Raw genomic sequence first — 20636 nt, forward strand, 5'->3', positions numbered from 1 at the left:
ATGTGATCTTCAACAATTACATTAGATAACGTGGCAGGCAGTACCGGCCAATGTACTTAGCCCCTGCATATCAACGATTTGTATGTATCGATCTTGAATAGCGATGAGTCCTTGTTTTTGCAAACGAGTCACTAATCGACTCACTGTTTCTACAGCTAAACCTAAATAGTTACCAATATCACCCCGAGTCATGGTCAACTGAAACTCTTTATCAGATAAGCCTCTTCTTTTAAAACGTGCCGAAAAGTTCATAATAAAAGCCGCAAACCTTTCATCAGCATTTTTCTTGCTCAGCAACATCATCAAATCTTGTTCTTCGCGAATTTCACCACTCATTACTTTAAATATTTGTTTCTGCAATCCCGGTAGCTCGCGAGCGAGCGACTCTAGTTTATCAAATGGAATAGAACAAACTAATGAAGTTTCGAGCGCTTTTGCAAAGCTTGGATATTGTGTACTACTGATCGCGTTTAAGCCGACTATTTCACCAGGTAAATGAAAACCTGTAATTTGTTCTGTGCCATCAGAGCTAATGGTATATGTTTTTAAACTACCTGAACGGATTGCATGAATTGCATCAAAGGAATCACCAGCATGAAACAAGAACTCACCTTTTTTAAGCACTTTTTTTCGCTGTACTATATTTTCTAAGTGCTCAATATCAGAATCAGCTAGCATCACTGGCAAACATAAACGCTTAATACTGCAAGTTTGACACTTAATCCCACTATGTAACGAATTACTAGAAGACACTTTCAATCTAACCCCCTAATGAATATACCAAGTCATTATACTCGATTAAAAGCTTTAAGGGATCAGAAAATTCACTTTTGTTTTACATAAATTGGGCTATTTTAAGCTTTTTGCTCACAAAAAGGTGCTTACTGTCTATTTTCTATTTTGAGATGTTAAAACCTAATTAAATAACTTTTGAAAAACTTTTTATTATTTGCATTTCATTGAGATAAATATCAAACATCATACAAATATTCCTAATTAATAACCGACCTCGATTAGTCACCTGAATCACTTCACCATCTACTTTCAACAAACCATCCGTAATAAAAGGCGTCAATAAGTCAAGCTCATTTCTAAAATACTGGTTAAAATCAATTGCAAATGTTTCTTCAATTTCTTTTTTTGATATTTCAAAATGACAAATCAGACCAAAAATAACAGCTTTTCTGACTTTATCATCAAACGACATACTTGCACCACGCCAGGTTGGTAGCAGGTCTTGGCTCAACGCTTCATAATAAGGTTCAACATCACGAATGTTTTGATGGTACTGTCCTCCTATAGAGCCAATTGATGAAACACCCACGCCAATCAATTCATATTCTTCATGAGTTGTATATCCCTGAAAGTTACGATGTAAGCAATTATTTTGCTGTGCAATAGCCAACTCATCGTTTGGCTTCGCAAAATGATCCATACCGATATACAAATAGCCGTTAGCTTGCAACTTCTTGATGATATACTCAAAAATAGCCAATTTTTCAAATGCAGAAGGAAGCTCACTACTGTTGATTCGTCTTTGTGGCTTAAATCGGTGAGGCAAATGGGCATAATTAAATACTGAAATTCGATCGGGTGATATTTCGATAACTTTATCTAAAGTTGCTTTAAATGTATCTCTAGTTTGATGTGGCAAACCATATATCAGGTCAAGATTAATTGACTGAAACCCATGCTTTCTTGCTTCAACCATCATATCGCGTGTCATTTCGAATGATTGAACCCGGTTTATTGACGCTTGCACTTTCGGATCAAAGTCTTGAACTCCCATACTCATTCGATTAAAACCAAGTAATGAAAGCGCTTTAATATCATTAATTGCCAGCGCTCGTGGATCTACTTCTATTGAAATTTCTGTTGAAGACTCATTCGGAATAGTAAAGCACCCACGAATTGTTTGCATGATTTCACTAATTTGTTCCATCGTTAAATAAGTAGGCGTCCCGCCTCCCCAGTGAATTTGACGAAGTGTTTTTGCCTTTAGCTGTTTAGAAACCAGCTGAATTTCTTTAATTAAGTATTTCACATATTCTGATGATTTTGACTTATCTTTAGTAATAATTTTATTACAAGCACAGTAGTAACAAATATTCTGACAAAACGGAATATGTATATATAACGATAAAGATTTATCAGTAGAAACACTATTAAGGCAAGTGATATAGTCTTCGCGCTGATAATCTTCAGAAAACTCTAATGCTGTTGGGTAGGAAGTATAGCGGGGTCCAGAAATATCATATTTATTAAGCAGATCTTTGTCCCACTCTAACGTTATTGTTTTCAAACGTCCTCCCCACCAGAATGCAATATTGGATATAAGTCAATTTCCAACACCATATCACTTTGCTCTGTAACTACCGTGATCTGGATCAGAAAAGCCTGTATATTTTACATTTAAAGCTTAATGACTCTCACCTATCCTCCCCTCTAACTATTTTTCCAAGTTGTTCTGTTTAATCATTTTAATGAGCTCTTTCACATAAGCTTCTCGGCGCTCAGAATAATTGACTAAACCTTGTGCTAGGCGGATTCCAGTCACTCTGATATCATTTTTTCTTAGTTTAGCTCTTAGTTTTCGAAAATTTCGATAAGCATGATGGGTATTCAGGTTACGCATATAACTTTTTACAGACGCTTGGGGGGATTCAAATTTTCTAATTTCATGAGATGCTCCTGCTAAACGACTATTAGGTACAACACCGCATCCTTTTTTATAACACCATTGTCCAAATAAATTGTTGGCTTCTCGTGCAAAACGAGAGCGTCCCCATGAAGACTCGTTAGCAGCCTGCACTAAAACAAGCGCTTCAGGTATGATCCCAATCCGAAGGTTTAATGTTTCAAGAGATTCATCTATATTCTTAACTTCAACATGATAACGTTTCGCCAACCTTTTTAATTTGCGCAAATTTGAAGAGTTATGATGCGATTCTTGGCTAAAGTCACTTACAAGAGACTTTAAAAAAGCTCGATCATAGCGAATTTGTTGATTTTCTTGTCTTATATAAGGTCGCAAATAATCGAAAAATGCTTCTTTTCTTTTATCTATCGACTTAATGGCAGAGAAATTAGGTAAGGACTCTTGCTTTTGAGTGGGTTGTTTAGTGTAAGTTTTGTCCCAATCATGGTGAAGTATCATAATTAAAATGAGCGCAAATGTTAAAAATAATACAAACCAAACTGATTTATCTCGATTAACTTGTTGTGACATCTATTACACTTTCCTTAACTTGTTTAATCTTTTTATTGCTTTTAGCTATAAGTTTTATCAATATTATCACTTATATTAGTAATATTAGATATTGATTATTTCACTTACCAACAAAAACAACGCGCCAAAACCTACATATTTCTCAAATATTTAGTGATGCAATTCAAAGTATTTGAATAATATCAATAACATCTACACTATAAAACAGCCAATAATCCTCAATATATAAATATTACTCTTTTAAATTCAACAAGTTAAATTATTCTTGTAACTATAGCGCAAAAAAAATGTGTCAAATTTACATCTAGAAAATATACCTCATTGCTCTATAATCTCAATCAATTTCCAGAATAAAAATAACAGTAGCATATTAATAAATACAATTTATCGTGTTAATAATAAGAAAAAGGAGAATTTTCAATCGTGTCCAATCTAAAACGTAAACCTGGAAGGCCTTCGCTTTCGGAAGACCAAAAGCAAGAAATCAGAAATGATATAATAGAGATCGCTCGAGAGCTATTCGTTAACGAAGGTTACGAAAGTACTAGCATGAGAAAGATCGCGGCTCAAGCAGGTTTTGCGCCTACAAAAATTTATTATTATTTTGAAAATAAAAAATCCATTCTACGCCATTTCTGGCAGGATATATCTGAGGACATGTGGGAATACTGTAAACCACCACAATACGTTATTGAAGAAGGACCTCTTCAAACTATCCACTTCTTAATGAATAAAAATGTACGCTATTGGCTAGAAAATCCTAAAAGCTTTCAATTAGGGATCGCTACACAAGATTACAAAGCTGACGTTTCAGAAAACTTTGATATTTATTGTGCTATGGGGACTAGAGCTTACATTGACTTGATGCATAATTGTGTTCAGTCTTGTCTTGATCAAGGTATCTTTAGAGGAAATAATGCAACGGTCATTTCTCAGATTATTGGTATGGCTGTCTACGGCATATATGGAGCCTACTACAACTTACCTATGGTTGCCTGGGAAAAATCCGATGAAATAATCAATGAAGCAATAAATAATGCGCTAAGAGGACTGCAAACCTCAGAAGAGCTAGCTTGCGCTTAATACAATACTCGAATTAAGCCGCTCCTTTGTTTTTGTTGCGGCTTTAATTGCTTCCTTTCCCCATTGCTACAGTAATTTATACTAGTCGACATTGTACTAAATAGGTAAAATGAGCCAAATTTACCATTACTAGTTATTGTAGATATGAACTTATTGCTATTGAGTAGTTCGCGAGTGGGTAACACAGCTTATCTTGAACATGCAGAATATTTGCTTAAACAGCATATCGATACTTCAATAAAAAAGCTCTTGTTTATACCTTTTGCAGGAGTCGCTATAGACTTTAGTCAATATGAAGAAATGGTTAGCAAAGCCTTTAGGCATTTAGGCTACCAAATAGAATCACTACACCATAGTCAGGATCCAATTTCTCAGGTTAACTCAGCTGAAGCAGTAGTTGTTGGTGGTGGAAATACATTTAACCTACTTAATTGTATTTACCAAAAAAAAATCCTTGAACCTCTACAGCAATTAATCAAAAGAGGCACTCCATATGTTGGTTGGAGCGCAGGTTCAAATATTGCAGCGCCAACAATTTGCACAACAAACGATATGCCTATTGTTGAGCCCCCTAGCTTTAAATCACTTAATTTAGTTCCTTTTCAAATCAACCCACACTATTTAGAGGGCAATCCACCAGGACACAATGGAGAAACTAGAGAGCAACGAATTAATGAGTATTTGATTGCCAACCCAAATAAAAGAGTTGTCGGTATTCCAGAAGGCACAGCCTTACAGTTAAAAAATAATAAACTAACCTATTTAGGCGACAAATCTGGTGTTATCTTTTCTTCTTATCAACAAGAAGAAAGTAAACAGCTCATACAAGCTAACTCTAACATAAGCCACTTATTAAATAGATAATATGGAAAAGCCAGATACACTATTTTCACAGCCTAAAGAGCCTGATCCTTTCAACTTTGATAAAAAAGTTGCTGAGGTATTTCCTGATATGATCAAGCGTTCAGTACCAGGTTATAGTATTATTATTCAGCATATTGAAAAACTTGCAGCAAAATATGTTACCCCAAATTCGTTATGTTTCGATCTAGGTTGTTCTCTCGGAGCATCAAGTTTAGCCATGAGTAAAGGAATAAAACAATCAGGGGTCCAAATTATTGGAATTGATAATTCAGAAGATATGCTTAAAAGATGCCAGCAACATATAAATGCTTTTAAACATAATATACCGATTAAATTAGTTTGTAACGATGTTATGCAGGTAAAAATCAGCAATGCATCAATGATTGTGTTAAATTTCACGCTGCAATTTATTCCAAAAGAACAACGCGCATTACTTTTAAATAGTATTTACCAAGGCATGAATCCGGGCGGAGTTTTAGTCTTATCGGAAAAAATCGAATTTGAAGATAATGATATAAATCAACTAATGATCGAGCTACACCATCAATTTAAAAAAGAAAATGGCTACAGTGATTTAGAAATAAGCCAAAAAAGAAACGCGCTTGAAAACGTGTTATTACCAGACACTCTCGAGCAACATATTCAACGGCTAAGCTCTGTTGGGTTTAGCCATGTTAGTTGTTGGTTACAACAATTCAATTTCACTTCTCTTATTGCTATCAAATAGTAATTTTATAATTCAACCCAAAAAACGCTCATTTTAAATGATAAACTTTGACCTACTCAAAAAAGATCTAAAAAACTCATCCATTGAAAGCTGGAGTGAATTTTTTGTCGCTGCTACTGAAAAAAAGTTAGCTGAATATACACATGGAGAATTAAAGCAATGGCAAACATTAATAGCACAATTGCCTATTTTATCTTCAGAAAAAATAGAATTAATAAACCAAGTAGGCATTGGCAGCAAAGCCGAGCTAGAAGCTCAATTAAATAGTGGCCAAATTAGTCAGTTTATCGAGCAGCTTAAACAGTTGCATCCCTGGCGAAAAGGCCCATTTGATTTATATGGCATTCATATTGACACAGAATGGCGCTCGGATTGGAAATGGGAAAGAATAAAGAACCACATTGCTTCATTAAAAAACAGGACTATTTTAGATGTAGGCTGTGGTAATGGTTATCACTGCTGGAGAATGTTGGGAGAAGAAGCAAAGTTTGTTTTAGGTATTGATCCTTCACAAAAATTCTTAGCTCAATTTTCAATTATAAAAAAGTATTTAGGACAACAGCCTGTTCATTTATTACCACTAGGAATAGAAGATATGCCAGAGGCAATGGGTAAAAATGGTTTTGATACCGTATTTTCAATGGGAGTACTCTACCATCGAAAATCACCGATTAACCACTTACTAGAACTCAAAAACCTCATACGCCCGCAAGGTGAATTAGTGTTGGAAACACTAATTATTGAAGGTGATGAGAACCAGGTGCTTGTTCCACATGATCGATACGCACAAATGCGTAACGTTTGGTTTTTGCCATCAACAGAAGCATTAAAACGGTGGATGTCCAGGTGCGGCTTTAAAAATATTCAAGTCGTTGATATTAATCAAACAAGTATCAAAGAGCAGAGAACGACAGACTGGATGCATTTTCATTCATTAAAAGACTACCTCGATCCAAATGATAATAACTTAACAATTGAAGGCTACCCAGCCCCTAAACGCGCAACACTTATTGCAACAATAAACTAGCACTTATTCATTTGTTTCTTCATCAAGCAGCTTACTGGTGAGCTAACCTGGTCGTCCATCAGCTCTAGTTTGGGTCAGTATGGGTAAAAAACTCACTGTCCAGATTAAAAATGCCAAAACCCAAAAACATGCAGAGGTAACGTATGAGATTATCAAATAATCGCCCAAACCCATTAATGGTATAACAACTCTTAATAACACCGAAATAATAAGCAAGATAAATGCAAACACTAAAAACTTGGAAGCGACAATGGCACGACCTGTGTGCCCCATACTGACACGACTCATCATTGTTAGAATCATCAAACCAATAGCCCCTAAAGTAATCGCATGTATTGCAGCAGAAAGGTTAACAATAATCGAAAAATGGTAACAAGCCAAAAGCGCCAAACCTAGAATTAGACAACAATAGCCCAAGTACAAGGACCAGAGCATAGGGTTTGCTATAGACAAACGCACAGGCCAACGGGAAAACCTAACCAACTGCATTAACACTAGCAGCGCCACACTATAGCCCAACCAATAATTTGGTTCACTCAACCCCCATATAATAGACCAAACCAGTAACTTCACTGATAACAATATGGTTAATATTTCTACTAATTTGTTAGGTTCAACTTTTTCTGTTGAAGTTGCAGATGCAGTAAAAAAAGGGATTATTCTTCCACCTATTACAGTAATCACTAAAATAAAAAACATAACAGCATTGTGTAAGTAACCAATAATTTCTCCACCAATTTGCGTTGAGCGAATACTTAAAATACTCAACAATCCCAACCCAGCTAGCACCAACGAAAAAGGTGCATTAGCCCACAACCGACGTTTAATTATCATCTGTGAATAGGTTAAGCAGGCGTATACCCAAAAAGCGGATTCAAATACATAAGCCAATGTAAGCGCATAATTCCCAGAAAATAATAAGCAGATACGTGCAATTAACCAAAAACTAAACAGCGCAATAAGTGGCCACCCTCCCATACCCGGTAAACCAGTCCAATTTTTTGCTGCAGTTAGCAAAAAGCCAACAAGCACTGCGCCAGAAAAACCAAACAACATCTCATGACCATGCCACCATAAGATCCCTCCTTGGGGTTTAAACTCCAAACTACCATTCCAATGAAGTCCCCAAATAGCAATGATTAATGCAGAGAAAGCACCTGCCGCGAGAAAAAATGGTCTAAATGGTAAACGAAACAGCGGTATAAAAAAGTTTTGATTATGGTTAGTTTCCATAAAAGATTACCTACTATTTTAATAAAATACTCTCGCAATATTTTATCAGCATTATTCAATTTGAATAACCACTATATATTTATGGTTTTAAATTTTTTTATACAATAAAATCAAAATTTTAAATGATAAAGTTAATGTAATTTATATTATCGTGCCTATATAAATATATCTAAATTGTAATTTATCTCAATACAGTAGATACAAAGCATTTTATAGTTTAAAAAAGTCGGCTATAATTAGACACATTCCTAAACTATTAATTTTATAGCGTTTTTAAGCTTTAACGATTTTATAATTAATCGTGAATGTTACTTTGAATATTAATTTTTGCATTTCAATGATGGTGTCAAAACCCTCATCATAGGTTCATAGTCAACAATAAAAAAAGAAGCTTATATTATAAAGTCAGTTTAATCGTTTGGTAAGACCAATAATGTGAACTTGTTCCAGCAATTTTTTTTTTGAAAAGGTATAGTTAACTTCGCCCATATGGAATGTGTTTGTTGTTCGGGATGAATCGTAGCGTAGTACAGCAGAGGCCCGTTGATGCATTTAACAACCCAAGAAGTTCCAGTACAAAATCTCGAGGTAGGTATGTATATATCTCGTTTGGATGTGCCTTGGGTTCAGACTCCCTTCCCTATACAAGGCTTCTATATAACCAAGCAAGAAGAACTGGCTTTACTCTCTCACTATTGTAATGTTGTTTATGTTGATCAGTTCTTAAGTAAAGTTGATGTCTCGTCAAAACTATTCCTAAAAGGCGCAGCAACAAAACAGGCAAACCAGATAGATCCTCGAATCGCACGCTTAATTAATGAAAAAGCTCGATTCAAGCCTCGTATTGAGAGCTATAATATCTCTCGCCGATTGAAAAGAGAAGTAAAATCGGCCTCTCATATGTACCAAAAAGTGACAGCTCAAATGTCGGCAATGTACAAAAGTATGATGCAAAATGGTTACATTAATATTCAAGATGCACAGGAAATCTCCTCGCAAATGGTTAGTAGTATAGTAAAAAACCCTAACGCACTTGCTTGGCTTTGCCGTATTAGCGATGATGATAAAACACTTCATCAACAAGCTATTCGTAGCGCAGTATGGGGCTTAGTATTTGCTAGGTACCTTGGTTTATCTAGAAAAGATTTAACCGATATTGGAACTGCTCTATTATTAGCGCCAATAGGAAAGTGTAAACTGCCAAAAGAACTACTTTATAGTCGACAATCAAACGAAGAAACCAACGAGTACCAAACCCATGTAGAGCTGACCTTGGAAGAAACACAACAAATGTTTTCTACCTCACATCAGATTAACTATATTTTATCTGCTTACTGTGAAAGAAATAATGGCACTGGATACCCCAGACAACTTGTCGGTAACAGAATTCCTTTTCTTGCCCGAGTAGCAGGTATTGCTGATTACTACGAACAGCTAATTAACCCCTACCCTGGCGCAGAAGCTCTAACACCAGTTGAAGCTATTTCACATTTATATAATACTCGCGGAGAGTTATTCCAAAGAGAGTTAGTAGAAGAGTTTATACAAGCTATTGGTATTTACCCCACAGGCAGTATGGTTAAATTAACAAACAATGCTATTGGTGTTGTTGTTGAACAGCCAGAAAAGTCACGGTTAAGACCCAGAGTTGCTTTAGTTACCGACAGTATGAATATCCGGTTGGAGAAACCCAAAATTGTTAATTTAGCTAAAGATCCGACCGACTCAAATGGGGTTCCAATGCAAATATGCAAAAGCCTTAAAAGTACAAGTACTGATATTAAAGCTGAAGAAATTCATGAAAAGCTATTTGGTAATACAAATTGGCTCACATCTTTAGTTCAAATTTAATTAATTTCAATCTGGTTAATACAAATTACTAAATGAAGTAGCCTCCTTGCTACGCTACTAACTCCTATGAGTCATCTCATGAATAAGAGTTACCTGTTATTGACTATCCTTAATAAAACGATCAATTTGTTGTTCAAGAACAGCTAAAGGAATCGAACCATTTTTCAGCAACTCATCATGAAATAATCTTAAATCAAACTGGTTACCTAAAAGCTTTTCTGCACGTTGACGCAATTCTAATATTTTAAGTTCACCTAATTTATAAGATAAAGCCTGGCCTGGCCAACTAATATAGCGATCAACTTCTGTGCGAATATTATGAGTAGAAAGCGCCGAATTCTCTTCTAACAAATTAATAGACTGCTCTCTAGTCCAGCCTTTAGCATGAATACCGGTATCAATAACCAGTCTAGCAGCACGCCACATTTCATATGTTAAACGACCAAAATTGCTATATGCATCCTTATAAAAGCCAGCTTCTAATCCAAGTTTTTCACTGTATAGTCCCCAACCTTCCCCAAAAGCAGATATATAAGAATAGCGCCTAAAATTAGGTAAATTGTCTAACTCTTGATTGAGTGAACCTTGTAAATGGTGACCAGGCACAGCTTCATGTAATGTTAATGCTTCTAATACATAAAGAGGCCTTTTATCTAAAGCATAAGTGTTAACCCAGTATATCCCAGGCTGTTCACTTTTTAGCGGTGCTGAAACATAACGGCCTGTTGTATATTTAGGCGCCATAGCCTCTGGTACAGGCTCAACGGTATAAGGTTGTCGTGGTAAACGAGTAAATAGCTTTGGTAATTGACCATCCATTCGTTTTGCAATGTAAGAAGCTTCTTTAATCAATTCTTCTGCTGATTTAGCGTAAAACTTAGGTTCTGTTCTTAAATAATGTAAAAAATCTTTAAAATCACCTTTAAAATTAAGGCTTTTTATAATCTGTTCCATTTCTGAGCGAATTCTTGCAACTTCTTTTAATCCTATTTGATGGATCTCTTCTGCCGTTAAATTTAAAGTTGTATAGTGCTCAACTTGCGACTGATAATAAGCACGTCCACTTGGCAAACTATGGGCTGCCAGCGACTTTCTGGTACCAGGTATATAAACTTTATCAAAAAATTGATGCAATTTTTTAAAAGCAGGCATGACTTTATTGATTAATATTTTTTTCGCATTGGCTTTTAATTGGCGTTGCTTTTTGACTGAGATCGTCTTTGGCATATTAGCCAAAGGCTCCCATAATGAGCTCTTATCCCACCCATTAATGTAGGCCGATTCAATCACCTCACTAAAACCATTCATAACCACTCTAGGCATTGAAAAGTCTCTTTTAAGACCATCGCGCATATTATCAATATTTTGCTGAAAAAATACTGGAATAGAACCGAGTCTCTTTAAATAGTTCTCATAATCTTCTGTTGTTTTTAGTGGCACACTCTTTGAGAGGCGCATCATTTGCGTATGAAAACCAGAATCAGATAAAAATGGAATCTGATAGCTCTTAAATTCTATTTGCTTAACCCGCCTCTCTAGTTGTTGTTTGAATATTTGATAATTAATCTTGTCTTCAGTTGACAACTCTTCGAAATTAATTGTTGCGAGCTTATCTAAAAACCCCTTAGTTTTAATGGCCCAAGCCTGATACGCAGTACTTGAAACATCCATTAGCAAATGATCAAATCCCTTCACTCCATGTCTTGTAGCCATTAATGGGCTGCGCTCTAATCGTGCTTGCCATTCTTGCGCAAATAACTGGTGTAGTTGCGAAGATTCAGCCTGAGATTGAAAGCTTCCCCCTAAAAGAAACAACACCCCAAAAGATAGTAGTAAATTTTTCATTTTTAACTCTCAATGTTTATTATTTTTTGTCTATTTAAATGATGGGTAGTTAGCTAACAGGCTTAATGAATACCAGTTGTCAGTAATTTAACAAAATTACAAGGACCAAATTGGGCATTCAATTGCTCACTAATTATTTTTGTCCAAGCTGTTCTACAGGCTCCTGTTGAACCCGGTAAAGAAAATATGACCGTATTATTAGCTAAACCAGCTATTGCACGGCTTTGGATAGTTGAAGAGCCAATTTCAGTATAAGAGACTTGCCTAAACAACTCTCCGAAGCCCTCCATATTTTTATCAAATAAGGGAGTAACTGCTTCAGGGGTAGAATCTCGACTATAGAAACCAGTTCCTCCAGTTATCAAAATCACTTGAATCTGACTATTAGCAATCCAACCAGAAACCACAGCCCTTATTTGATATATATCATCTTTAACAATCTCTCTTTGACTTGCAATATGTCCTGACTCTTCAAGTGCTTCAACCAAATAAGCACCAGACTTATCAGTTTCTAAAGTACGTGTATCAGATACGGTCAAAACCGCTATATTCAAATTAGACAAAGCTAGTTCTCCAAAACTTAATGCAGTTAATAGATAAGTGGCTCAAAATGAACCTAAGATTAAATGATTTAAAACAAAGGATACACCAATTAACTTTAGTGACGCCAACATATTTAACTCAATACCAAAACCTAGAAAAAAGTTGACTATTTTAAAACAACGCCTACTTAAGCTATTACACCTACATTTTATAATTTGTGACTCATTTCCCCGCCTCATTAAAGAAATATCATTTGAGTAAAATAACTACAAAATTAACCAATAACCCTTAACAAAATCTAATTACTTAATCTTTTAGTCTCGGCAGTAAATAAGCTATAAGAAATCGATATAGTCTAATGTTTTCAGATACGCTCTTTTCCGTTATACTTGCGCCCATTCAGGTTTGAGGCAAAATGAGTCGAAATATATTTTGCTGTGCTTCACTACCCTGTTCCGCTATTAAACAATTTAGGTACCTTTGAAAATGCAAGCATTTCTAACAATTGCTGTGCGCGCTGCGCGTAAAGCTGGTGATTTTATTATTCGCGAATCTGACAAAATTCGTTCTGTTCAAAGCAAATCTCAACATGATTATGTGACCAACGTTGACCAAGCAGCTGAAAAACTTATCATTGATACCATTGCTCACTCTTATGCCGATCACGCTTTTCTTGGTGAAGAAAGCGGAAAAACAGGTACTAGTGAATATGTCTGGATAATTGACCCAATTGACGGTACAACCAATTTTATTCGAAAAGTGCCTCATTGGTGCGTATCTATAGCCTGTAACTACAAAGGCCGTACTGAAGTTGGCGCTATTTATGATCCAATAAGAGAAGAACTTTTTACCGCAGTTAGAGGTAGAGGCGCACAACTAAATGGTAAACGGATCAGAGTCAGTAATACCAATGGGCTTGAGCATAGCTTGTTAGCAACAGGGTTTCCTTTTCGAAACAAACAAAAGTTAGAACAATACATGTCGGTATTCAGTAAGCTCTACCCACATTGTTCAGATATGCGCCGAGCTGGTTCTGCCGCGCTAGACTTGGCATATGTTGCCGCAAGTCGATATGATGGCTTTTGGGAGTTTGGGCTCAATGAGTGGGATATTGCAGCAGGTGCTTTAATCGTAAAAGAAGCTGGTGGTATGGTTTCAGATATACATGGTAATCCAAATTATGAGCAAAGCGATTCGTTATTGGCTGCTACCCCCAAAGCCTTTAAATCAATGCTAAAAGCGATTAATTGAGCATTATCCATTTAAATCAAACGGTTTACTTGACTAAATTACTGGGTTATTAGAAAATAAGCGTAATTCTTTTAGGGAATATAACTTTATTTAATAGCCCTTTAGGGTCCCAGTATTAATTTGAGGCACACCATGCGACTAACTACCAAAGGAAGATATGCGGTTACAGCAATGTTAGACCTGGCTATCAACAGCATCAATCATCCCGTTAATTTAAATGACATTTCAGAAAGACAAGCCATATCGCTATCTTATTTAGAACAATTATTTTCAAAATTGCGTAGAGAAAATTTAGTGAGAAGTATAAGAGGTCCAGGTGGTGGATATCAGCTTAATGGCTCAATCGATGATATTAGTGTTGCTAACATAATCAACGCGGTTAACGAATCAATGGATGTTTCTCGTTGTGAAGGAAGAGCCAATTGTCATGATGGAAAACAATGCCTAACTCATAATTTATGGGTTGATTTGAGCGACAGAATTAATTCTTTTTTAGATGAAATTACTATTGGAGAATTAATTCGGCAAAATGAGCAACAAGCTATGGAACGTAAAAACCAAGAGCACAACACACACAAAATAAATCTTGCCCCTTTAAATTAAAGTATAGCGACTGAGAGTTAAAGTTTAATGTCTGACGAAATAATAGATGAATTAGTAAAAACCGAATACGCTGCTGGTTTTATTACTGATATTGAATCCGAAACATTACCCCCTGGATTAAATGAAGAAGTCATTCGTTTTATATCAGCTAAGAAAAAAGAACCACAATGGTTATTAGATTGGCGTTTAAAAGCTTACGAAAGCTTCAAACAAATGCAAGAACCCGAATGGGCTCACCTTGCTTATCCTAAAATAGATTTTAAGGATGTTTCTTTTTATTCGGCCCCAAAAAGCATTGATGATGCACCTAAAAGTTTAGATGAAGTTGATCCTGAATTAATAGAAACCTATAACAAATTGGGAATACCGCTACATGAACAAGAAATATTGGCAGGAGTGGCTGTAGATGTCGTATTTGACTCAGTCTCTGTGGCAACAACTTTTAAAGAAAAACTGTCTGAAGCAGGTGTTATATTCTGCCCTATTTCTGAAGCCGTTCACTCTCACCCAGAACTAGTAAAAAAATATCTTGGCTCGGTCGTCCCACAAAAAGATAATTATTTTGCCGCATTAAACTCTGCTGTTTTTAGTGATGGGTCATTTGTTTACATTCCTAAAGGCGTTCGATGTCCAATGGAATTATCTACATACTTTCGAATTAATGAGGCCAAAACAGGACAATTTGAAAGAACACTAATTATTGCAGAAGACAACAGCCATGTTAGTTATTTAGAAGGTTGTACTGCACCAATGCGAGATGAAAACCAACTTCATGCAGCAGTTGTTGAATTAGTGGCACTGGATAATGCTGAAATAAAATATTCAACAGTTCAAAACTGGTATCCTGGTGATGAAAATGGCAAAGGTGGAATTTATAATTTTGTGACTAAGCGCGGTGTATGCCATAAAAATGCCAAAATATCATGGACTCAAGTTGAAACCGGCTCAGCTATCACATGGAAATACCCTTCTGTTGTTCTACGTGGCGATAATAGTATTGGAGAGTTTTATTCTGTAGCCTTAACCCGAAATTACCAACAAGCCGACACCGGAACCAAAATGGTTCACTTAGGCAAAAATACTAAGTCGACAATTATTTCTAAAGGTATTTCTGCAGGTAAAAGCCAAAATGCTTACCGAGGTTTAGTTCGCATGAGTCCAAAAGCCGATGGTGCACGTAACTACACTCAATGTGATTCTTTATTAATTGGTGATCGCTGTGGTGCTCATACGTTTCCATATATAGAAAGTAAACATCCAAATGCAATTATTGAACATGAAGCAACCACCTCAAAAGTGAGTGAGGATCAGCTATTTCTCTGTCAACAAAGAGGAATAGAAACAGAAAAAGCCGTATCAATGATAGTTAATGGATTTTGTAAAGAAGTATTTAAAGAGCTACCTATGGAGTTTGCTGTAGAAGCAGGCAAATTATTAGAAGTCAGTTTAGAAGGTTCAGTTGGATAACAATTGAACTCATAATTTTTTTAGATCATCAGAGAATTTAGATGTTACAGATAAAAAACTTACACGCCAAAGTCGAAGAAAAAGAAATTTTAAAAGGTTTATCTTTAGAGGTAAAACCTGGAGAAGTTCACGCAATTATGGGACCTAACGGTTCAGGAAAAAGCACCTTAGGTTATGTGCTTTCCGGACGTGAAGGATATGAAGCTACCGAAGGTGGAGCAACACTCGATAACAAAAACCTTTTAGAACTTGATGCTGATGAGCGAGCAAAACTGGGTTTATTTCTTGCTTTTCAATATCCTGTAGAAATCCCTGGTGTGAGCAATATGGAGTTTTTAAAAACCAGTGTTGATGCAATCAGAGAATATCAAAACAAAGAGCCTCTAGATGCTGTTTCATTTATGAAATTAGCAAGAGAAAAATGCCAAGCCGTTAACCTCAACCAAGACTTTTTAAAAAGAGGTGTAAATGAAGGTTTTTCTGGCGGAGAAAAAAAGCGTAATGAAATTATGCAAATGATGTTACTTGAACCTAAAGTTTGTATTTTAGATGAAACCGATTCAGGTCTAGATATTGACGCCCTTCAAGTAGTAGCTGATGGTGTTAACGCTTGCCGTGATCCTCAAAGATCTTTTGTTATTGTTACTCACTACCAACGATTACTCGACTATATAATTCCAGATTATGTACACGTTTTATCTGATGGAAAAATCATTAAGTCAGGCGGTAAAGAACTTGCTTTTGAATTAGAAGAAAAAGGTTATAGTTGGATTAACAAAATATAGTTGGGTTGACCCAATGTTATTAAATTGATCAAATATAATACATCATACGGATCACCTACTTATGAGCTTTAGTATAGAGTTTAAAAATCGCGAAGCCTTAACACTTTCGCAGTTTGATTTAAAAACAGAGTTAAATTGGATGCAAACGCTTAAGAAAAAGTGTTTATCTGAGTTTCAAAATAAAAAATTACCAAATAGAAAAGTTGAGCATTGGAAATATAATGAAATCAGCTTTTTGGCACAACATGTTTTTGAGTTAGCCAAACAACCTAACCAAACTCAGTTAGCCAATGTTCATGAAAGCACAAAAAAGATAGAACTAACCAATGCAATTGAAATTACTTTTGTTAATGGCTACCTTGTCTCTCCATTAAGTAAGCTAGAAAGCATTGAAGGATTGAGAATCACTTCTTTTGATAATGCGAATGCTCAACAACAAGAATTAATTCTCTCACAGCTTTCTGAGAATTGTAACTCTAAAAATTTATTGCTAGATTTAAATCAGCTAACCAGTCAATCAGGCTTGTTAATTGAAGTCGAACGAAATCACACGATCAATCAGCCTATATATATAAATTACTTAAATAGTGAACATGATAAAAATTGTATTACATCACAACAAACTCTTATTTCATTAGCTCAGTCTAGTGAAATAACAGTGATTGAGCAGTTTGATTCAAACAACCAAAACTCCGAAACACTCGCTTTACAACAAACTTTTATTACTGCTAAAGAAAATAGCGTATTCAATCATTATCGCCTAAATTTAGAACCAGATTCTGCGCGACAAGTTAGTCAAGTACAGACTTGTTTACATCAAGACTCAATACTTAACAGCTTTTATTTAGGGCTTGGTAGTAAATTAAATAGAACTGATATTGACGTTATTCATAAAGGCGAAAATGCAGAATGCAATTTAACCGGCATTTACTTACCGGCTAAAAGCCAAACAATAGATTATCATACTAATATTGAACATCAAGTTCCCAGATGTAATACCAATGAAATATTTAGAGGTATTATTGCAGATAAAGCAAGTGCAACGTTTAATGGAAAAATTCACATCTTTCAAGATGCACAAAAATCGGATGCATACTTAAATAATAAAAACTTGTTATTAACTAATGAAGCAGAAATAAACACTAAACCCGAGTTAGAAATTTATGCGGATGATGTTAGCTGCGCTCATGGAGCAACAGTTGCACAACTTGATAATAAGTCACTCTATTATTTACAAACAAGAGGAATAAATGCTCTGCAAGCAAAAAAAATGTTAAGCCTTGCTTTTATTCAAGAACTTTTAAATACAATTAAAAATGTTCCTGTACAAACATTTTTGAGCACCCTACTCGATGACTATATGTCTCGTGTTGCCTAAAACGATTATAGAAGCATACTCATGAGTACTAATGCAAAACTAGACAATACAAAACGCCAATTTGATATCAAATTGGTACGACAAGACTTTCCGATACTCAATGAAAAAGTTAATGGACAGCCTCTTGTTTACTTAGATAATGGAGCAACATCGCAAAAACCACAGCAAGTTATTGATGCAATAGAAAACTATTATCATCATATTAATTCAAATGTTCATCGCGGTGCACATGCACTCAGTGATAAAGCGACAGAGTTGTTTGAAAATGCTCGCGAAAAAGTCCAAGCCTTTATTAACGCCAAATCAAGACAAGAAGTTATATGGACACGAGGAACAACAGAGTCTATTAATTTAGTAGCACAAACTTGGGGTAAACAAAACATACAAGCCGGAGACGAAATTATTGTTTCAACTTTAGAACACCACTCAAATATTGTTCCCTGGCAAATGCTCAGCGAACAAGTCGGTGCTTTAATCAAACCAATCAATGTCAAACCCAATGGCGAGTTAGACTTTGAACATTTTAAATCATTAATTTCACATAAAACAAAATTAGTTGCAGTCGGTCACATATCTAATGCTTTGGGAGTTATTAACCCGATAGAAAAAATCATCCCATTAGCTCATCAGTATGGCGCTAAGGTACTAATTGATGGTGCACAAGCAGCTCCTCATTTAGTCATTGATGTACAACAACTTGATTGTGATTTTTATGCTCTATCAGGTCATAAAATGTTTGCTCCAACAGGAATAGGTATTTTGTATGGCAAGCAAAACTTATTAGAGTCTATGCCTCCATGGCATGGTGGTGGAGAGATGATCGAGAAAGTCAGTTTTAACAAAACAACTTTTAATCAACTTCCCTATAAATTTGAAGCCGGTACGCCGAATATAGAAGCATCGATAGCAATGGGAGCCGCTGTTGATTATTTACAACAATTTGATCGCGATGAATTAATTAACTACGAAATAGAATTAATTGAATATGCGACAGAAAAAGCTAAAACAATCCCAGAATTAAAAATAATTGGTAGCGACTGTAATAAAACTTCAGTATTAAGCTTTATACTTGAAGGCTGTCACTCACAAGATGTTGGCATGATTTTAGATCAACAAGGAATTGCCGTTAGAACCGGACACCATTGTGCTATGCCACTAATGGATGCGTTAGGATTAAGCGGGACTATACGTGCATCCTTGTGTTTTTATAATACCAAACAAGAAATCGATGAGCTTTTTGCCGGTTTAGAAAAAGCAAAAATGTTTTTAATGTAATTAAATCAAAGATCTTATTATGACTGTTGAAACTTACAATCCAAACACTATTATTCCAGTTAGCTTCACCCCAAAGGCGGTTAAGCATTTAGCGAGCCAAGTTGAAAAGAAAAAAGCAAAAGGGATCGAGTTTAACATTAAAGAAAGTGGCTGCTCTGGCTTCAAATATTTACTCGAACTGGCTTTTGATCCTGCAGAAGATGCATTGGTTTATCAATTAAATGAACAGCTGAACTTATTTATTTCTCCTAAAGTAATGCCTCTTATTAAAGGAACGCAAGTTGATTACATTCAAGAAGGCGTTAATTTTCGCCTTGAATTCACTAATCCAAATGCAACGGCTCATTGTGGCTGCGGCGAAAGTTTTAGTGTGGAGCAGTAATTAATGCAAAAAAAAATGGTAGTCGCAATCTCTGATTGTCCAGCACGACTAGTGCCCTCAGGTACGAAAATTAATATTCCCAAAGACACTTTTGTTACTATAACCCAAGCATTAGGTGGAAATTATACTGTTGCCGTTAACGGTAATATGGCTAGAGTCGATGGTACTGATGCTGCTGCTTTAGGGTTAAAAGCTGAAGCTTTAGTATTTGAAAATAATAACTCACCATTGATTATTGAGGAACAAGTCACTCAAGCATTAAAAAGTATTTATGATCCAGAAATACCTGTTAATCTGCTTGATCTAGGACTAATTTACTCTGTCGATATTGATCAACAAAACCATTCTGTATTAATTACCATGACTCTGACAGCCCCTGGCTGTGGTATGGGACCAGTATTGATTAGCGATATCAAGTATCGTGTTGCTAAAGTCCCTAATGTTAAAGAAGTTGATGTTAATTTAGTCTTCGATCCACCATGGACACGAGAGATGATGAGTGATGAGGCAAAATTAGAAACAGGCATGTTTTTCTAAAACAACATATTAAATCAAACAATTGACCGATAAAATAATATATAGTTGGACTCTTATAAATGACAACACCTGAAGAAATTATTGATACTTTAAGCTTTTTCGATAGTTGGGAAGATCGTTACAAATACATGATAGATTTAGGTAAATCACTTCCCGAGCTTCCCGCAGAACTCCGCACCGATGAAAAATTAGTTCCAGGTTGTCAGAGCCAAGTTTGGATCAACCCTGTTTTTAACAATGAAAAATTCGAATTTCAAGTTGACAGTGATGCGCATATTGTTAGAGGTTTATTAGCGATAGTTATGGCAGCTTATAATCATAAAACACCTCAACAAATAATCGAGTTTGATATACAAAGTTATTTTGATCAACTCGATTTAGTCAAGCACTTAAGTCCAACACGTGGCAATGGATTAAAAGCAATGGTGGAAAAAATCATTCAAATGGCCAAAGATAAAACCTAAATTTATTTGAAATATATCAGACTCCATTTTAATTATAATAATTAGAGTGGAGTGAATTAAGCTAGCCTTTCTACTTCCTTTAATTCACCCGA

The 20636-nt window shown here is 35.6% G+C and carries 20 protein-coding genes; 14 read left to right on the top strand and 6 right to left on the bottom strand.

Annotated features, from left to right (window positions below; all coding sequences use genetic code 11):
* Positions 1–21 precede the first annotated feature (21 nt).
* The 3 genes from fnr to ACT5E3_RS13510 form a co-directional block, all read right to left on the bottom strand.
* Positions 22–753 (bottom strand): fumarate/nitrate reduction transcriptional regulator Fnr, encoded by a 732-nt coding sequence (gene fnr / locus ACT5E3_RS13500; protein ID WP_444998604.1) that lies wholly within the window; start codon positions 751–753, stop codon positions 22–24.
* A 166-nt stretch (positions 754–919) separates the two neighbouring features.
* Complete coding sequence (gene hemN, locus ACT5E3_RS13505; RefSeq protein ID WP_444994067.1) at positions 920–2302, bottom strand: oxygen-independent coproporphyrinogen III oxidase; 1383 nt, start codon at positions 2300–2302, stop codon at positions 920–922.
* 147 nt (positions 2303–2449) lie between these two features.
* On the bottom strand, positions 2450–3229 hold the full coding sequence (locus ACT5E3_RS13510) for a glucosaminidase domain-containing protein (RefSeq protein ID WP_444994068.1): 780 nt from the start codon (positions 3227–3229) through the stop codon (positions 2450–2452).
* A 549-nt stretch (positions 3230–3778) separates the two neighbouring features.
* On the opposite strand from ACT5E3_RS13510, the gene ACT5E3_RS13515 reads away from it, so the two are divergent.
* From ACT5E3_RS13515 to cmoB, 4 genes are all read left to right on the top strand, one after another.
* Positions 3779–4312 (top strand): TetR/AcrR family transcriptional regulator, encoded by a 534-nt coding sequence (locus ACT5E3_RS13515; protein WP_444994069.1) that lies wholly within the window; start codon positions 3779–3781, stop codon positions 4310–4312.
* A 144-nt stretch (positions 4313–4456) separates the two neighbouring features.
* Positions 4457–5176 carry a dipeptidase PepE gene (gene pepE / locus ACT5E3_RS13520; RefSeq protein ID WP_444994070.1) on the top strand — a complete coding sequence of 240 codons (720 nt, stop codon included), beginning with the start codon at positions 4457–4459 and terminating at the stop codon, positions 5174–5176.
* Between the two features lies 1 nt (position 5177).
* On the top strand, positions 5178–5903 hold the full coding sequence (gene cmoA, locus ACT5E3_RS13525) for a carboxy-S-adenosyl-L-methionine synthase CmoA (RefSeq protein WP_444994071.1): 726 nt from the start codon (positions 5178–5180) through the stop codon (positions 5901–5903).
* Positions 5904–5940: 37 nt separating this feature from the next.
* Positions 5941–6930, top strand: coding sequence for a tRNA 5-methoxyuridine(34)/uridine 5-oxyacetic acid(34) synthase CmoB (gene cmoB / locus ACT5E3_RS13530; RefSeq protein WP_444994072.1), 990 nt, complete (start codon positions 5941–5943; stop codon positions 6928–6930).
* 42 nt (positions 6931–6972) lie between these two features.
* Here the strand turns inward: cmoB and ACT5E3_RS13535 are convergent, their stop codons facing one another.
* Entirely contained in the window at positions 6973–8163 is a 1191-nt protein-coding gene (locus ACT5E3_RS13535; RefSeq protein WP_444994073.1) for an NnrS family protein, read from the bottom strand.
* A gap of 546 nt (positions 8164–8709) precedes the next feature.
* Between ACT5E3_RS13535 and ACT5E3_RS13540 the strand changes: the two genes are divergently transcribed.
* The gene (locus ACT5E3_RS13540; protein WP_444994074.1) at positions 8710–10014 is read left to right on the top strand and encodes an HD-GYP domain-containing protein; all 1305 of its coding nucleotides are present in this window, start codon (positions 8710–8712) and stop codon (positions 10012–10014) included.
* 96 nt (positions 10015–10110) lie between these two features.
* On the opposite strand, the gene ACT5E3_RS13545 is transcribed toward ACT5E3_RS13540, so the two are convergent.
* Together ACT5E3_RS13545 and moaB are read right to left on the bottom strand one after the other, a co-directional pair.
* The gene (locus tag ACT5E3_RS13545; protein ID WP_444994075.1) at positions 10111–11859 is read right to left on the bottom strand and encodes a DUF885 domain-containing protein; all 1749 of its coding nucleotides are present in this window, start codon (positions 11857–11859) and stop codon (positions 10111–10113) included.
* A gap of 62 nt (positions 11860–11921) precedes the next feature.
* Positions 11922–12422, bottom strand: a complete 501-nt coding sequence (gene moaB / locus ACT5E3_RS13550; RefSeq protein WP_444994076.1) for a molybdenum cofactor biosynthesis protein B — start codon at positions 12420–12422, stop codon at positions 11922–11924.
* A gap of 466 nt (positions 12423–12888) precedes the next feature.
* Between moaB and ACT5E3_RS13555 the strand changes: the two genes are divergently transcribed.
* The 9 genes from ACT5E3_RS13555 to ACT5E3_RS13595 all read left to right on the top strand — a co-directional run bounded on the left by ACT5E3_RS13555 (position 12889) and on the right by ACT5E3_RS13595 (position 20544).
* Positions 12889–13653: an inositol monophosphatase family protein gene (locus tag ACT5E3_RS13555; RefSeq protein WP_444994077.1), complete on the top strand. Its 765-nt coding sequence runs from the start codon at positions 12889–12891 to the stop codon at positions 13651–13653.
* A gap of 132 nt (positions 13654–13785) precedes the next feature.
* A complete protein-coding gene (gene iscR, locus ACT5E3_RS13560; RefSeq protein ID WP_444994078.1) occupies positions 13786–14256 on the top strand; it encodes a Fe-S cluster assembly transcriptional regulator IscR in 471 nt (156 codons plus the stop codon).
* A gap of 27 nt (positions 14257–14283) precedes the next feature.
* Positions 14284–15723, top strand: coding sequence for a Fe-S cluster assembly protein SufB (gene sufB, locus ACT5E3_RS13565; RefSeq protein WP_444994079.1), 1440 nt, complete (start codon positions 14284–14286; stop codon positions 15721–15723).
* 41 nt (positions 15724–15764) lie between these two features.
* A complete protein-coding gene (gene sufC / locus ACT5E3_RS13570; protein ID WP_444994080.1) occupies positions 15765–16508 on the top strand; it encodes a Fe-S cluster assembly ATPase SufC in 744 nt (247 codons plus the stop codon).
* Between the two features lie 61 nt (positions 16509–16569).
* Positions 16570–17886: a Fe-S cluster assembly protein SufD gene (gene sufD, locus ACT5E3_RS13575; protein WP_444994081.1), complete on the top strand. Its 1317-nt coding sequence runs from the start codon at positions 16570–16572 to the stop codon at positions 17884–17886.
* Between the two features lie 21 nt (positions 17887–17907).
* Complete coding sequence (locus ACT5E3_RS13580; protein ID WP_444994082.1) at positions 17908–19161, top strand: aminotransferase class V-fold PLP-dependent enzyme; 1254 nt, start codon at positions 17908–17910, stop codon at positions 19159–19161.
* Positions 19162–19180: 19 nt separating this feature from the next.
* Positions 19181–19543: a HesB/IscA family protein gene (locus ACT5E3_RS13585; RefSeq protein ID WP_444994083.1), complete on the top strand. Its 363-nt coding sequence runs from the start codon at positions 19181–19183 to the stop codon at positions 19541–19543.
* A gap of 3 nt (positions 19544–19546) precedes the next feature.
* Positions 19547–20080, top strand: a complete 534-nt coding sequence (gene sufT, locus ACT5E3_RS13590; RefSeq protein WP_444994084.1) for a putative Fe-S cluster assembly protein SufT — start codon at positions 19547–19549, stop codon at positions 20078–20080.
* Positions 20081–20139: 59 nt separating this feature from the next.
* Positions 20140–20544 (top strand): SufE family protein, encoded by a 405-nt coding sequence (locus tag ACT5E3_RS13595; protein ID WP_444994085.1) that lies wholly within the window; start codon positions 20140–20142, stop codon positions 20542–20544.
* Positions 20545–20636 lie beyond the last annotated feature (92 nt).

The organism is Aliikangiella litoralis, assembly GCF_052495765.1.